This window comes from Catellatospora sp. NPDC049111 (genome assembly GCF_040648615.1).
Taxonomy (GTDB): Bacteria; Actinomycetota; Actinomycetes; order Mycobacteriales; family Micromonosporaceae; genus Catellatospora; species Catellatospora aurea.
The window spans coordinates 90,009-104,476 of the sequence record NZ_JBEZEB010000027.1 but is presented as its reverse complement, the minus strand read 5'-3'; the positions used below and the strand labels follow the sequence as shown (position 1 = coordinate 104,476).

8 protein-coding genes and 1 pseudogene are annotated in these 14,468 nt (G+C 71.5%); 4 read left to right on the top strand and 5 right to left on the bottom strand.

Going from position 1 to position 14,468, the window contains the following annotated elements; genetic code table 11:
- The 4 genes and pseudogenes from AB0B66_RS29335 to AB0B66_RS29320 all read right to left on the bottom strand — a co-directional run.
- Window positions 1–962, bottom strand: a pseudogene (locus tag AB0B66_RS29335) (M4 family peptidase); the annotation flags it as partial.
- Window positions 963–1,123: 161 nt separating this feature from the next.
- Window positions 1,124–2,143, bottom strand: a complete 1,020-nt coding sequence (cydB, locus tag AB0B66_RS29330) for a cytochrome d ubiquinol oxidase subunit II (RefSeq protein WP_360536022.1) — start codon at window positions 2,141–2,143, stop codon at window positions 1,124–1,126.
- Window positions 2,144–2,155: 12 nt separating this feature from the next.
- Window positions 2,156–3,559, bottom strand: a complete 1,404-nt coding sequence (locus tag AB0B66_RS29325; protein ID WP_360536020.1) for a cytochrome ubiquinol oxidase subunit I — start codon at window positions 3,557–3,559, stop codon at window positions 2,156–2,158.
- A 582-nt stretch (window positions 3,560–4,141) separates the two neighbouring features.
- A complete protein-coding gene (locus AB0B66_RS29320; protein WP_360536018.1) occupies window positions 4,142–5,362 on the bottom strand; it encodes a thrombospondin type 3 repeat-containing protein in 1,221 nt (406 codons plus the stop codon).
- A gap of 113 nt (window positions 5,363–5,475) precedes the next feature.
- Here AB0B66_RS29320 and AB0B66_RS29315 point away from each other — a divergent pair, with 113 nt between their 5' ends.
- Window positions 5,476–6,957, top strand: coding sequence for a LuxR C-terminal-related transcriptional regulator (locus AB0B66_RS29315; protein ID WP_360536016.1), 1,482 nt, complete (start codon window positions 5,476–5,478; stop codon window positions 6,955–6,957).
- 102 nt (window positions 6,958–7,059) lie between these two features.
- Here AB0B66_RS29315 and AB0B66_RS29310 read toward each other — a convergent pair whose 3' ends face one another.
- Window positions 7,060–7,671 carry a Pr6Pr family membrane protein gene (locus AB0B66_RS29310; RefSeq protein WP_360536014.1) on the bottom strand — a complete coding sequence of 204 codons (612 nt, stop codon included), beginning with the start codon at window positions 7,669–7,671 and terminating at the stop codon, window positions 7,060–7,062.
- 132 nt (window positions 7,672–7,803) lie between these two features.
- Here AB0B66_RS29310 and AB0B66_RS29305 point away from each other — a divergent pair, with 132 nt between their 5' ends.
- The 3 genes from AB0B66_RS29305 (at window position 7,804) to AB0B66_RS29295 (ending at window position 14,346) form a co-directional block, all read left to right on the top strand.
- Window positions 7,804–10,008 (top strand): MMPL family transporter, encoded by a 2,205-nt coding sequence (locus AB0B66_RS29305; protein ID WP_360536012.1) that lies wholly within the window; start codon window positions 7,804–7,806, stop codon window positions 10,006–10,008.
- A 61-nt stretch (window positions 10,009–10,069) separates the two neighbouring features.
- Window positions 10,070–10,813 carry an adenosylcobinamide amidohydrolase gene (locus AB0B66_RS29300; RefSeq protein WP_360536010.1) on the top strand — a complete coding sequence of 248 codons (744 nt, stop codon included), beginning with the start codon at window positions 10,070–10,072 and terminating at the stop codon, window positions 10,811–10,813.
- A 158-nt stretch (window positions 10,814–10,971) separates the two neighbouring features.
- The gene (locus tag AB0B66_RS29295; RefSeq protein ID WP_360536008.1) at window positions 10,972–14,346 is read left to right on the top strand and encodes a family 16 glycoside hydrolase; all 3,375 of its coding nucleotides are present in this window, start codon (window positions 10,972–10,974) and stop codon (window positions 14,344–14,346) included.
- Window positions 14,347–14,468 lie beyond the last annotated feature (122 nt).

Below are 14,468 nucleotides of genomic sequence, written 5' to 3'. Positions count from 1 at the left end.
ACGAGCGGGCGGCTGTTGCCCGAGCCGTCGCCGTAGGTCATCTGCGCGCCGTCCCAGAACGCGTTGACGTACGCGTTGCCGTAGTGGACCCGGCTGGGCACGCCCGAGCCGTTGCCGAAGATGCCGTTGCGGCCGTGCACGTTCTTGAAGTAGTCGAACGTCTTGGCCGCGCCGAAGTGCGCGTCCACACCGGCGGACTGCCGGTTGGAGTTGGCCCCGGTGCCCCACGCGTTGTCCGCGTCGGTGAACGTCGTACAGGTCGACGTGCCGTTGTTCATGTCGCAGGTGCGGCCGTTGCCGCGCACCGGGTCGATCATCTGGTACGTCGAGCCCGACAGCGTCGTGTCGATGCTGACGTTGCCGGAGTAGATGCCGTTGCCGGTGCCGGTGACCGTCTCGATCTCGTCGAACGAGCCGATGAGCGCGCCGGTCTGCGCGTCGGTGATGACGTGCAGCTTGGACGGGGTCTGGCCGTCGGCCAGCCAGCCGTGCAGCGTGGTCTCCCAGGCCAGGCGGCCCTGACCGGTGCTGGCGTCGATGAACAGCTCCGACCCGCGCTCGGCGGTGATGGTGCCGGCGAAGTTGGCCTTGGCCGTCTCCAGCGCCTTCGCCGCGGTGACCTTCGGGGTGGTCGCCACGGAGATGGGCGCGATCAGGCCGTTGGACACGCCGGCGTAAGCGCCGCCGGCCTTGGTGTGCACCACAAAGTCACCGCCGTAGACCCGCAGACCCTGGTAGGTGCGGGTGTACTTGGTGTGGGTGGCGCCGTTGGCGTCCTTGCGGACGCGGTCGACGGTGTAACCGTCCGACGCCGACGAGCGGATGTCCGCGGCGTTGGCTCCGACGGACGCGGCGCGCGTCGCCGCGACCTGGTCGGGCGCTGCCGCGCCCGAGGTTGCTGACACTGCCACGAACGCGACCGCGGTGACGGCCACGCCGGCAGTGGCGAGGATCTTCCTCACGAGTCCTCCCCGACTCTCCACAAAGTTCTCGTGGCGGTAGCCACGAGTTCCCTATGGATACCCTGTTACCCCCTTACATAGAAAGACTTGAGTATGCAGATTCATGTGTGACATACTCGCGCGCGATTCAGCGACGGCCGTCACACTTTCTGACCATCCGGTCACTCAGGGATGTTCTGTGTACCGATGCGCTTGCGGAAGACCCAGTAGGTCCAACCCTGGTAGAGCACCACGATCGGCGCGAACACCAGGGCCACCCAAGACATGATCTTCAAGGTGTACGCCGACGACGCCGCGTTGAGCACGGTGAGGCTGTTGACGGCCGGCTCGACGGTCGACGGCAGCACGTACGGGTGCAGTCCGGCGAACAGCGACGCCACGGCCAGCGCGACCGCCGCCGCGGTGCCCGCGAACGCCCAGCCCTCGCGGCGGCCCTCGCCACCGCGGGCCGGCAGCCGGTTCGCGATCAGCCCGCCGACCAGGCACAGCGCCGCGAGCACCGACAGCACCACGGCCGCCGTACCGCCCCGGTGCGCCACCGTTAGCCCGAGGAACAGCACCGCCAGCGCGGCCGCCCCGAGGCCGGCCCGCCCGGCCAGCACATTCGCCCGCCGCCGGATGTCGCCGCTGGTCTTCAGCGCGATGAAGATCGCCCCGTGGGTGAGGAACAGCGCGACCATGGTCGCCCCGCCCAGCAGCGCGTACGGGTTCAGCAGGTCGAGCACGCCGCCGACGTAGTTGTGGCCCGCATCCAGCGGCACTCCCCGCACCACGTTGGCGAACACGAGCCCCCACACGAACGCGGGCACCGCCGAGCCGAAGACGATGCACCAGTCCCAGCGCCGCCGCCAGGCCGCCTCCGGGCGCTTGCCGCGGAAGTCGAAGGCGACCCCGCGCAGGATCAGCGCCAGCAGGATCAGCAGCAGCGGCAGGTAGAACCCGGAGAACAGGCTCGCGTACCACTCGGGGAACGCCGCGAACATCGCCCCGCCCGCGGTGATCAGCCAGACCTCGTTGCCGTCCCACAGCGGCCCGATGGTGTTGATGACGACCCGGCGCTCCCGGTCGTCGCGCCCCAGCACGGGCACCAGCATGCCCACGCCGAAGTCGAAGCCCTCCAGCACGAAGTAGCCGACGAACAGTCCCGCGATCAGCAGGAACCACAGGGTGGTCAGTTCCATGGCGCACCTCTCCTAGTACGCGAAGGCCAGCGGGCGGTCCTCGTCGGACTCGGCCACCGGCGGCGGGGTGACGTCGGGCAGCCCGGCACGGGCGTACTTGAGCAGCAGCCGCACCTCGATGAACGCCAGTACTCCGTACACCAGGGTGAAGACGGCCAGCGACGTGATGAGCTCGCCCGCGCCGACGTTGGGCGAGTTGGCGGCGGCCGTCTTCAGCTCGCCGAACACCACCCACGGCTGGCGGCCCATCTCGGTGAAGATCCAGCCGGTGGAGTTGGCCGCCAGCGGGAGCAGCGGCAGCAGCGGCAGCGTGCGCACCAGCCACCGGTTCGTCGGCGTGCGCCCGCGCCGGATCGACCACAGCGCCCACAGCGCCAGCAGCGCCGCGGCCGAGCCCAGGCCGATCATGAAGCGGAACGTCCAGTAGGTCAGCGGGATGTTGGGCGAGTAGTCGCCGGGGCCGTACTTCTGCTCGTACTCGGCCTGCAGGTCGTTGATGCCCTCGACGCGACCGTCGAAGCTGCCGGTGCCGAGGAACGACAACAGGCCCGGGATCTCCGCCGACCAGACCGGGCGGCTGCCGTCGAGCGTGCCGACGGTGAGCACCGAGAACGGCGCGGGCTGCTCGGACTCGTAGAGCGCCTCGGCGGCGGCCATCTTCATCGGCTGCACCTCGGTCATGATCTTGCCCTGGATGTCGCCGGTGAGCAGCATCGCGCCCATCGCGACCAGGGTGGTCCACGCGCCGATCTTCACGGCGCTGCGGTACGTGACGGTGTCCTGGCCGGGGCGGCGCACCAGGTGCCAGACCGCGACCGCGGTGACCAGGCCGCCCGCGACCAGGAAGCACCCGGCCACGGTGTGCGGCACGGTGATCAGCGCGACCTTGTTGGTCAGCACGGCGACGATGTCGGTCAGCTCGGCGCGACCGGTGTCCGGGTTGATGCGGTAGCCGACCGGGTTCTGCATCCACGAGTTCGCGGCCAGGATGAAGTACGCGCTGAGCACCGTGCCGACCGCGACGACCCAGATGCAGGCCGCGTGGATCTTCTTCGGCAACCGGTCCCAGCCGAAGATCCACAGGCCGAGGAACGTCGACTCCAGGAAGAAGGCGACCAGCGCCTCCATGGCCAGCGGCGCGCCGAACACGTCGCCGACGAAGCGCGAGTACTCGCTCCAGTTCATGCCGAACTGGAATTCCTGCACGATGCCCGTGACGAGGCCCATCGCGAAATTGATCAGAAAGAGCTTGCCGTAGAACTTGGTGAGCTTCAGCCACTTCTCGTCGCCGGTGCGCACCCAGGCCGTCTCGAAGGCGGCCACCATGAACACCAAGCCGATGGTGAGGGGCACGAAAAGGAAGTGGTAGACGGTGGTGACACCGAACTGCCAGCGGGCCAGATCCGTCACGTCCATGCCGGGACTCCTGCCTGTGCGAGGCTACTGGCAGCAGAGTGCTCCCTGAATATGAGCTGAATGACGGGGTATCCCCGGGATGCGAGCTGAGTCACGCTCGTGCGTCACTGTCCCCCTTCGCGGCCGTTCCGGAAGACATTTCGAAACGTCTATGTAAATGCAAGTCCCGGCTGAATCCCGAGGACCTGGAAGCGCTCCCACGCTCCCGCTCAGGAAAGGGATTCCCGTGTATCTCTCCCGCAGGCGCCCGCCGCCCGGACGGCGTGCCGCACATCTCACGGTGGCGGCCGCCACGGCGCTGGCCACCTCCGTCGTCCTCGCCTCCGGCCTGCTGCCCGGCCAGCCGGAGCGCCCCGCGCACGCAGCCACCGTCGAGTCCGTCATCACCGTGTACGCCGACCGTCCCGGCGGCCCGCTGAAGAAGGCCGGACTCGGCACCCTGTTCGGTGTCGCGTCCACCCCGGACGGGCGGGCCGCCGCCTGCCGCCGCGCCGGGGCGGGCAGGGCCCCGGCACGGTTCACCCGCCCTGGCCCGGCGGTCCGGGCCGGGTGGCGGCCGATCACCGCCACCCGGCCCCGGTGTCAGCAGAGCCCGCCACAGCCGCCCGTGCCGGGCAGCGTCGGCGGCACCCGGTCCATCGGGTCCGGCAGGTCGGGCCGGCCCTCCGGCAGCGGCATCGCGGCCAGCCGGGTCGGCTCGACCAGCACGTACAGGTCCCCGGCGGTGTCGTCGACCAGCATGATCGTGCTGGGGTCGCGCACGTCGTCCGGCGTCCCGTCCGTTCCGGGCGCGTGCCAGCCCTGGACCACGTCGACCGCCGCGCCGCGCAGCCGCAGCACCCCGTCGACCATCTCCTCGGTGACGATGCCGCCGTACGCCTCGTCGGGGTTGACGTAACCGCCGTCGTCCTGCGGGTAGTCGCTCACCCCCGAGTAGCTGTCCTCGGGGCCGTCGAGGTCGTCGCGGGAGGTGCCCTCGTGCGTCGACTCCTTGTCACCGTCGGGTTGATAGCGCTCGCCGCGCATGTCGCGCACCGCCGCCGCGCCGTCCACCCGGGTGTCGTCGAATCCGTTCCAGTTGCTGTTGGTCTGGCCCTTCTCGTCGCTGTAGACGATCTGCACGTGGTGGCCGTCCCGGGTCACCTGCTCGGTCGAGCCGTCCCGGTACCGGTTGACCGTGCCGCCGTCGCCGGCCTGCTCGGCCCCGAGCCAGCCGCCGTGCGCGAGGTGCGGGTTGGCCGTGCCCGCGCTGACCAGGCTCGCGTCGAAGCGGCCGAGCTTGACCCCGGCCGGCCGGCCGGGCTTGGCGGTCAGCCCGTCGAGGCCGAGGGAGAAGCCGTCCCGCTCCAGCGAGATCCCGTACTCGTCGAGCTGCTTCGCGGAGACGCCCAGGCGGGTGAGGGTGTCGGCGCGTTCGGGCAGCGGGAACGCGCCCAGCGGGTCGACGCCGAGCTGCTGGCGGGCGGCGATGATCTCAGCCGGGAACAGCACGAAACCGCCCACGCCGTACTCGAACGTCGGCAGTGCCCGGCTCGCGGCCAGCTCCGCCACGTGCCGCAGCGGCGGCCTGCTCGCCGGGTCGTGCGGGTCGGTGCCCGCGGCGACCTCGTCCACGTCGCACACACCGTCGCGATCGGAGTCGTAGGCCCGCCAGGAGACGTAACAGCCGGTCGGGTCGCACAGGCGCAGCACCCGCCGCTCGCGGTTGCGCTCCTCGGCCGCCGCGCCGGGCACGCCGCCGCCGATCGCGAGCACTCCGGACAGGACGGTCGCCGTACCGATACTGAGGATTCTTCGAGGCATGCGGCGACGGTCGCACCGAACGCTCCGGCAGACTGCCCGCTGTCGGCATCCCGCCACTCGCACCCCCTCTCCACCTGGGGATTTCCCTGGTACGACCCCACTACTCTGTGCGCGTGTTCTTCGATGTCGATGCCGATCGGCTGCTGGCCGACGCCCGGCGAGCCGGCGAGCCGGTGGCCGCCGCCCGGCTGATCGCCGAGGCGTTCTTCAGCATGTCCCGCACCGCGGACGCGACCGTCCTGAGGCCGCTGGCCGACCGGCTCGCCGCGCTGCGCTCCGACCCGGCCCGGCCGCAGACCGAGGTGCTGTTCCACACCGTCGCCGGGGTCGTCGGCGTACGCACCAGGAAGCCGCACGCCACCCGGCACCTGGAGACGGCGCTGCGGCTCACCGAGACGCACCGCCTGCACACCGATTCGCTCTACCTGGAATGCGCGCTCATCTGCACGCTGCAACTGATGCGTCCGCAGGAGGTCCGGCCGCGCTTCGCCCCCTTCGTTGCCCAGGCCGACGCCGACCCCGCCCGCCGGGCGCGGCTGGCGTCCATGCTCGCGCTGGGCGACGCCTGGAGCGGCGACCTGCTGCGCGGCCGGGCCGGGCTGCACGAGGCGCGGCGGCTGGCCGGCGCGGCAGGACGGATCGATGTCGAGGCCGAGGCCGCCTCCTGGCTGATCAAGATCGAAGCGATGTGCGGGGACCTGACCGCCTCGGCCGCCTGCCTGGCGCAGTCCCGCGACCTCGCGGCGCGGTCCGGGTCGGCCTGGGTCGCGGCGCACATCGCCGAGTGCGCGGCCGCGCTGCACCTGGCCGCGGGCGACACCGACGCCTGGCTGGGCGTACTGGAGTATCTGGTCGGCACCGTGGTCGGGGCCAACTCGGGCCTGATCTTCGAGCACCGCTGGGAACTGGCCACCCACTACGCCCTGCACGGCCGCCCCGAGGCCGCCGCCGCGCTGCTGGCCCGGATGCCCGATCCGCCGCTCGGCTGGCCCGGCGCACCCGCGCTGCCCGCCTGGCGCACCTGGATCGCCCAGCCAGCCGACCCGGAGGCGATGGCCCGCTTCGAGACGTCCCTGGTCGGGCTGAACCGGCCCGTGGAGCGGCTCTCCCGGCCCCGGATGGCCTGGCTGCTGGGCGCACAGCATGCCCGGCTCGGCCGCCGCGCCGACGCGGTACGGCTGCTGGAGGCCGCCTGCACCGGGTACGCCACGATCGGCGCGGCCGGCCTGCTCGCCCGAGTCATGGCCGACCTGCAGCGCCTCGGCGTGCCGGGCGGCCCGGTCGGTGTGCCCCGCATCCCCGCACCCCGATCCGCCGAGCCGCAACCGACCCGGTCCGAAGCGCGGGTTGCGCCGGACGATCCACGGCCCGCCGCGGCCGAACCGCGACCGGACCCGTTCGACGGACCGCAGCTGACCGAGGCCGAGGCCAGGGTCGCCCATGCCGTCGCGAGCGGCCTCAGCAACCGGGAGGTCGCGGCGCAACTGGGGGTCTCGGCCAAGACGGTCGAGTTCCACCTCGGCAACATCTTCCGCAAACTCGGCGTACGCAACCGCACCGAACTCGCCTCAGCCACCCTGACCCTCCGATCTTGACGGTTTCCGGTCGTCCCGGTGACTACAGGCCGTCAAGATCGCGACGTGCTCAGGTCGTCGCGCAGGTCTCCCTCGGCACGACGGGCATGGTGACGGCGACCGTCAGCTGATCTGCTCGACCGCCGGAGCGCGCCGGGCGCGGCGGGCAAGTTCGCCGAGCCCGATCAGCAGCAGGCCGAGCAGGAAGAACAGGACCGAGAAGACCAGGGCGTTGACCGCGACCGCGCCGTAACCCAGCGCCGCCACGTCGATGAAGGGGTACGGGTACCGGCCCGTGATCGCGCCGCGTGCCAGTGCGAACGCCAGGTAGGCCAGGGGGTAGGCCAGCCAGGCCCCGGCGTGCCACCAGCGCACCCGGTCGCGGTTGACCAGCAGCCAGTCGGCGGCCGCGAGCAGCGGCGTGGCCGTGTGCAGCAGCAGGTTGTGCACGGTCTCCGCACCCGGGTCGGCGGTGAAGAACGGGCTGGCCGGATTCGTCAGCACCAGGTGGTACACGGTGCCGGTGATCGCGATGTAGAGCGTCGCCGCCCCGCGCAGCCGCACGTCGCCCCGGCCGAACGCGGCGAGCCCGAACACGGCCGCGACGATCAGGTTGCTCTGCACTGTGAAGTACACCGCGATGCCCGCGTCGCCGCCGGTGTCCACCAGCAGCAGCACCACGCCCGCCAGGGCGCAGCCGGCGGTGAGGGCGCGCAGCGCACGGGCGATCGGCATGCGCGAGAACGTACCAACGGGCGGTCGTGGTGAACAGTCCCCCGCCACGAGCCTGTTGCGTTCGGACGGTCGGCGGTATTTCATGACCTCCGGCGATCGAAAGATCGGCATGGTCACGCCTTGGAGGACGCGATGCTCGCACGGCTCGGTCGGCTCACGGCCCGGGGGCGGTACGCCGTGATCGCGGTCTGGGCCGGGATCGCCCTGTGCGGGGCGGCCTTCGGCGGCACGGTCTACGACCGGACGGAGCCACTGGACGACCTGCGCCCCGGCGCGCCCTCGACCGTCGCGCAGGCCCGCCTCGACGCGTTGACGCCGACCGGTGAGCAGGTGGTGGCGGTGCTGTCGGGGCGCAACTTCTTCGCCACGGACCTGGTCAACCAGGCCACCCAGATCATGTTCGAGATCCGGGCGATCCCGGGCGTCGTCAAGGTCACCGACCCGTGGACCGCCGGTTCGGCGCAGATCACGGCCGACAGCCAGAGCTCCCTGGTCGTGGTCGAGCTGGCTCCGGCGCTGGACGACGACGCGGCGCTCGCCGTGGCTGACCAGGTCAGCGCGGCGCTGCACCGGGTCGCCGTGCCCGAGGTGCTGGTCGGCGGCAAGCTGCTCGCTGAACGCGACTTCGGCGACCAGGCCATCGCAGACGCCGCGCTCGGCGAGTCGGTAGCGCTGGTCGTGCTGTGCGGCGCGCTGATCGTGATGCTCGGCGGCCTGGCCGCGGGCAGCCTGCCGATGGGCGCCGCGCTGGCCACGGTCGCCGGGACGCTGCTCGCACTGACCGGCCTGGCCGGTGCGATCGGCGTCAGCGACTACACGGTCAATGTGGTGACCCTGCTCGGCCTGGGCCTGGCCGTCGACTACAGCCTGCTGATCGTGGCCCGGTTCCGCGAGGAGCGGGCCGCCGACCCGCGCGCGCCGATCCCGGACCTGCTGGCCCGGACGGTGGCCACCGCCGGGCGGGCCGTGCTGGTGTCGGGGCTGGCGGTCGGGGTCGCGCTGGCGGGCCTGTTCGTGTTCGCCGATCCGCTGCTGGCCGCGATGGCATTGGGCGGCGCGCTGGTCGTGCTGCTGGCGACCGCGACCGGCCTGACGCTGGTGCCCGCGCTGATCGCGGTCGCGCACCGGCGCATCCCCGCGCCGGGCACCCGGACCGGGGTGGGGCGGCGGCCCGCCCGGCGCGGCCCGGGGCCGCTGGCCCGCTCCGCGGCGTTCGCGCAGCGCCGGCCTGCCGCGGTCGCGCTGGCGGTGAGCGCCGCCCTGCTCGCGCTGGGCGTGCCGCTGCTGCACGTGAACCTGGCCGACTCCGACGCCCGCTCACTGCCCGCGAGCAGCGAGTCCCGGCAGGCGTACGAGGCGTACGAGCGCCACTTCGCCACGAAGTATCCCCAGCCGGTGCCCGTGGTGATCGAGGCCGGGGCCGCCGATCCGGCGGTGCAGTCGCTGCTGGCCCGGATCCGCGCCCTGCCCGGCGTGACCGATGTGGACCTGCGCGAGAACGTGCCGCCGCAGGCCGTCGTCGCCGAGGTGGAGCTGCCGGGCCCGGCCGCGGGCGAGCGCACCCAGCAGCTGGTACGCGACCTGCGCGCGCTCGACACCACGGTGCCGGTGCTGGTGGCCGGTCCCGCCGCGCAACTCGTCGACGTGAAGGACGCCACGGGCGACCGGCTGCCCGTCGCGCTCGCCGTCGTCGTGGCCGCCACGTTCCTGCTGCTGTTCCTGCTCACCGGCTCGCTGGTGGTGCCAGTGAAGGCGCTGCTGATGAACCTGCTGACGATGGTGGCCACGCTCGGTGTGCTGGTCGCGGTGTTCCAGTGGGGCTGGGGGTCGGGCCTGCTCGGCTTCATGCCCTGGGGTGCGCTGGACCTGACGACGCCCCTGCTGCTGTTCGTGTTCATCTTCGGCCTGTCCATGGACTACGAGGTGTTCCTGCTGGCCCGGATCAGGGAGGAGTGGGCGCGCCGTAGCGGCGACTCCCGCGCCGCCGGCGACCGGGCCGTGCTCGCCGGGATCACCGCCACCGGTCCCGTGGTCACCGCTGCCGCGGTGTCGATCGGCATCGTGTTCCTCGGCTTCGCGCTGGGCGAGCTGATCGCGGTCAAGGAGATCGGCGTCGGCATGGCCGTCGCGGTGCTGCTGGACGTGACGGTGGTCCGCGGGCTGCTGCTGCCCGCCGTGATGTCCCTGCTCGGCCGCGCCAACTGGTGGCCCGCCCGCGGCACCGCGCTGCCTGCCGGCACCGCGCCGCCGACCACTCCCGCGACGGCCGCCCGCCCCGCCAGCGATCGACGTTGGCCTATTACATCGACTGGGCGCAGATCGAATTCGATGAGATAGGCCAACGTCGACGCAAGTCGCCTCCGGCGCGGCGGGGTCGGCGACCGCGTTAGGGTGCCGTGTGCCGATCCCCCATCCCGACGCCGCGCTACTACGCGCCCTGCTGGTCCAGCACGAGGACGCGTCGGGCGCCTGGCCGGCGCTGTTGTGGCGGGCCGGCGACGGCTGGCAGATGATCTCCAGCGCGGTGCTCGGCGGCGGCACGGGCCCCCGAGCATGGGTACTCAACGCCCAGGTCGGCCACGGGTACAGCCGCCTGGACCCGGACCGGCACCTGGCCGAGATCGCCCAGCGGCACGGCATGACCGGGCGCGGCGTGGGCCTGATGACGGCCGCCCGAGTGACCGAGGGCGCCTTCGCCACCGACGGCGGCGTCGAGGCACTGGTCACGGCCGGGATCGGCGTGTGCGGCTGGGCCGCGGACCCCACGGCAACCGCACCAGCCACAGCGTCCACCACACGCAGGACGATCGCACCACCCGCGGCGACCAAGCCCGCGCCGGGCAGGGCCGCGCCCGTCCCGGGCACCGTCAACATCGTCGTCGCGCTGCCGGTGGCGCTGTCGCCCGGCGCGATGGTCAACGCGGTGGCCACCGCGACCGAGGCGAAGGTGCAGGCACTGCTCGACGCCGGGTTCGACGCCTCGGGCACGCCCACCGACGCGGTATGCGTGGCCGCGCGGGAGGCGGGCGAAGAGGTCCCGTTCTGCGGGCCGCGTTCGGAGTGGGGATCGCGACTGGCGCGAGCAGTGCATACGGCCACCCGGGAGGCCGCTCTGCGATACCGCGCCCGGCGACTTTCGTAGATACGGCAAGAACTTTTGCAGTACTGATCGAAAGATATGGACAGCGCTATCGAAAGCGTCTAATGTCTCGATCCACCCTCCGATGTTTCTGGTGTGTTAATCGTCGGCGTCGATGACCACCCGGGCACGGCCACCTCTCTCCTCCCCCAGGAGCAACGATGGGCAGACGACTGCTACGCCGAATTCGCGGTCCCGTGCTGGTATCCCTGGCACTCGCCCTCGCGGGCGGGGTATGGGCAGCGCCCGCCGCGGCGATCCCGACCCAGGAACCCGGCGTCACCCTGCGCGTGTTCGACCTCCAGGTGCCGCTCAACGAGATCTGCGTCCTCAAGCCGGGCCAGACCCCGAACGTCGACAAGCTGATGCCGACGGTCAACTGGACCACCGCGGCCGACTTCGGGTTCGAGGACCTGTTCCTCGCCCAGGTGCTCGGCAACGTCAACATCACCACGGCCGGCGCGTACACCTTCCGGCTCACCAGCGACGACGGCTCCGAACTGATGATCGACGGCGCGATGGTGGTCAACCACGACGGCCTGCACGGCGCGACCGCCATGGAGGGCACGGTCAATCTGACCACCGGCTACCACGCGCTGCGCATCGACTACTTCGAGCGCACCGGCGGCCAGCAGCTCACGCTGGAGTGGCGTACGCCGGGCTCGTCGACGTTCACGCTGGTGCCGAACTCGGCGCTGAGCACCGACGCGGGCGTGGTGCGGGTGACCGCGCCGGGCCGCAAGGAGTGCGAAGGCGTGGCCGACTCCCCCGGCGACGGCCTCCCGCTGACCGGCGTGCACCCCGGGTACACGCTGACCAACCTGCGGCCGGGCACGTTCCAGCCGAAGGTGACCGGCATGGACTGGCTGCCCGACGGGCGGCTGGTCATCTGCACCTGGGGCGGCACCGACCAGTCGGGCACGTCGCAGGCCGGTGAGGTCTTCGTGCTGGCCAACACCGGCGGGGCGACCAGCCCCGGCAACGTGACCACGAAGAAGATCGCCGGCAACCTCAAGGAGCCGATGGGCCTCAAGGTGGTCGACGGCGTCGTCTACGTCACCGAGAAGCAGCGGCTGACGCAACTGCTCGACACCAACGGCGACGACGTGGCCGACCAGTACAACACCATCGCGACCTGGCCGTTCGGCGGCAACTTCCACGAGTTCGCGTTCGGCCTGCTGTACGCCGACGGGTTCTTCTACCTGAACCTGTCGGTGTCGATCAACTACGGCGGCGCGACCACCGTGCCGCAGCCCGCGACCAACCGCGGCACCACGATCAAGGTGAACAAGGCCACCGGCGCGATCTCCTACGTCGCGGGCGGCCTGCGCACCCCGCACGGCATCGGGTGGGGTCCGGAGAACGGCGTCTTCGTCACCGACAACCAGGGCGGCTGGCTGCCCTCGTCGAAGCTGCTGCACATCAAGCAGGGCCGCTTCTTCAACCACTACACCACCCCGGCCGGCCCGTTCGACACCGCGCCGGTGACCCCGCCGGTGCTGTGGATGCCGCAGAACGAGATCGCCAACTCGCCGAGCACCCCGATCCTGCTGCCCAGCGGCGTGTACGCCGGGCAGTTCGTGATCGGCGACGTGACCTACGGCGGCCTGCAGCGGGCGTTCGTGGAGAAGGTCAACGGGGAGTACCAGGGCGCGCTGTTCCGGATGACGCAGGGCCTGGAGGCCGGTGTCTCCGAGGTCAACATCGGCCCCGACGGGGCGATCTACCTCGGCGGCCTGGGCGCGGGCGGCAACTGGGGCCAGTCCGGCAAGCTGACCTACGGCCTGCAGAAGCTGACCCCGAACAGCACGTCGGTCTTCGACATCCTGGCCGTGCGGGCCACCGGGGCCGGGTTCGAGATCGAGTACACCCAGCCCCTGTCGGCGGCGACGGCGGCGAGCCTGGCCTCGGCGTACAAGCTCAAGCAGTGGCGCTACCAGGCCACGGCCGACTACGGCGGCCCGAAGCTCGACGAGCAGACGCTGACCGTGACCTCGGCGACGCTGTCCGCCGACGGCAAGAAGGTGACGCTGGCAGTCGACGGCCGGCTGGCCGGGCGGGTGGTGCACATCCGCTCGCCGCGCCCGTTCACCTCCAGCACCGGCGCTTCGCTGTGGAGCACCGAGGCCTGGTACACCCTCAACGCCATCCCTGGCCAGACCCCGCCCCCCTCGGACGGGATCTACCAGGCCGAGTCGGCGGCCCGCACCGGTGGCGCGACGGTCGCCACCGACCACACCGGCTACACCGGCACCGGCTTCGTCGCCGGGTACGGCACGCTGGGCGCGACCACCACGTTCACGGTGACGGCGGGCACGGCCGGGACCTACCAGGCGGCGGTGCGCTACAGCAACGGGCCGAACCCGTTCGTCGGGCCGAAGACCGTCAGCCTGTACGTCAACGGCGTCAAGCAGCGCCAGGTGACCATGGGCAACACCGGCAACTGGGACACCTGGTCGACGATCACCGAGAGCGTCGTGCTCAACGCGGGCGCGAACACGATCGCGATCAAGTACGACAGCGGCGACACCGGGCACGTCAACCTCGACGCGCTCACGCTGACCGGCGGGGCCGGGCCGATCGTCGGCATCGGCGGCAAGTGCGTCGACGTCGACAACGCGGGCACCGCCAACGGCACGAAGATCCAGCTGTACACCTGCAACGGCTCGGCCGCGCAGCGCTGGAGCCGGGTCGGCAGCACCTACCAGGCGCTGGGCAAGTGCCTGGACGTCGACAACGCGGGCACCGCCAACGGCACCAAGGTGCAGCTGTGGAACTGCAACGGCACCGGCTCGCAGGTCTGGCAGCCGCAGCCGGACGGCACGATCCTCAACCCCCAGTCGGGCAAGGTGCTCGACGCGCTGTCGGGCAGCTCCGCCGACGGCACCCAGCTGCACATCTGGCAGCCCGCCGGGGTGCTCAGCCAGCGCTGGGCGGCGGCCGGCAGCGGCCAGCGCATCCAGCTGTTCGACGGCGACGACGTGGCGTCGTGGCAGAACTCCAGCGGCGGCGCGGCGACGTGGCCGTTCTCCGGCGGCTCGCTGGAGTCGCTGGGCGGCGACATCCGGTCCCGGCAGGCGTTCGGCGACTTCAAGCTGCATGTGGAGTGGTACGAGCCGCTCTACCCGGCCAACGTCACCGGCCAGCAGCGCGGCAACAGCGGCATCTACCTGCAGGACCGGTACGAGCTGCAGGTGCTGGACTCGTATGGCGACACCGCGCTGGACAACACCGAGGCGGGCGCGATCTACACCAAGGCGGCCGCCACCGTGAACGCGGCGGGCGCGCCGGAGACCTGGCAGTCGTACGACATCGTGTTCCGGGCGGCCCGTTTCGACGGCTCCGGCAACAAGATCGCCGACGCCCGGGTGACCGTGGTGTGGAACGGGTTCGTGGTGCACAACGACATCACGATCAACGGGCCGACCGGTGCCGGTGCGCCGGAGGGCGCGTCCGGTGGCCCGCTGCGGCTGCAGGACCACGGGGACGCGGGGGCGAACCCCAGGTTCCGCAACATCTGGCTCGAACCGCTGTAGCCAATCACTGCAAATCGGATCAAAGCTGCGCCCCTGCTGCTACAACAGCAGGGGCGCAGCCCCGTGACCAGGCGAGAAATCTAATCTCGACTAATCCTACCGGCCTTGTATAGAATGAACTC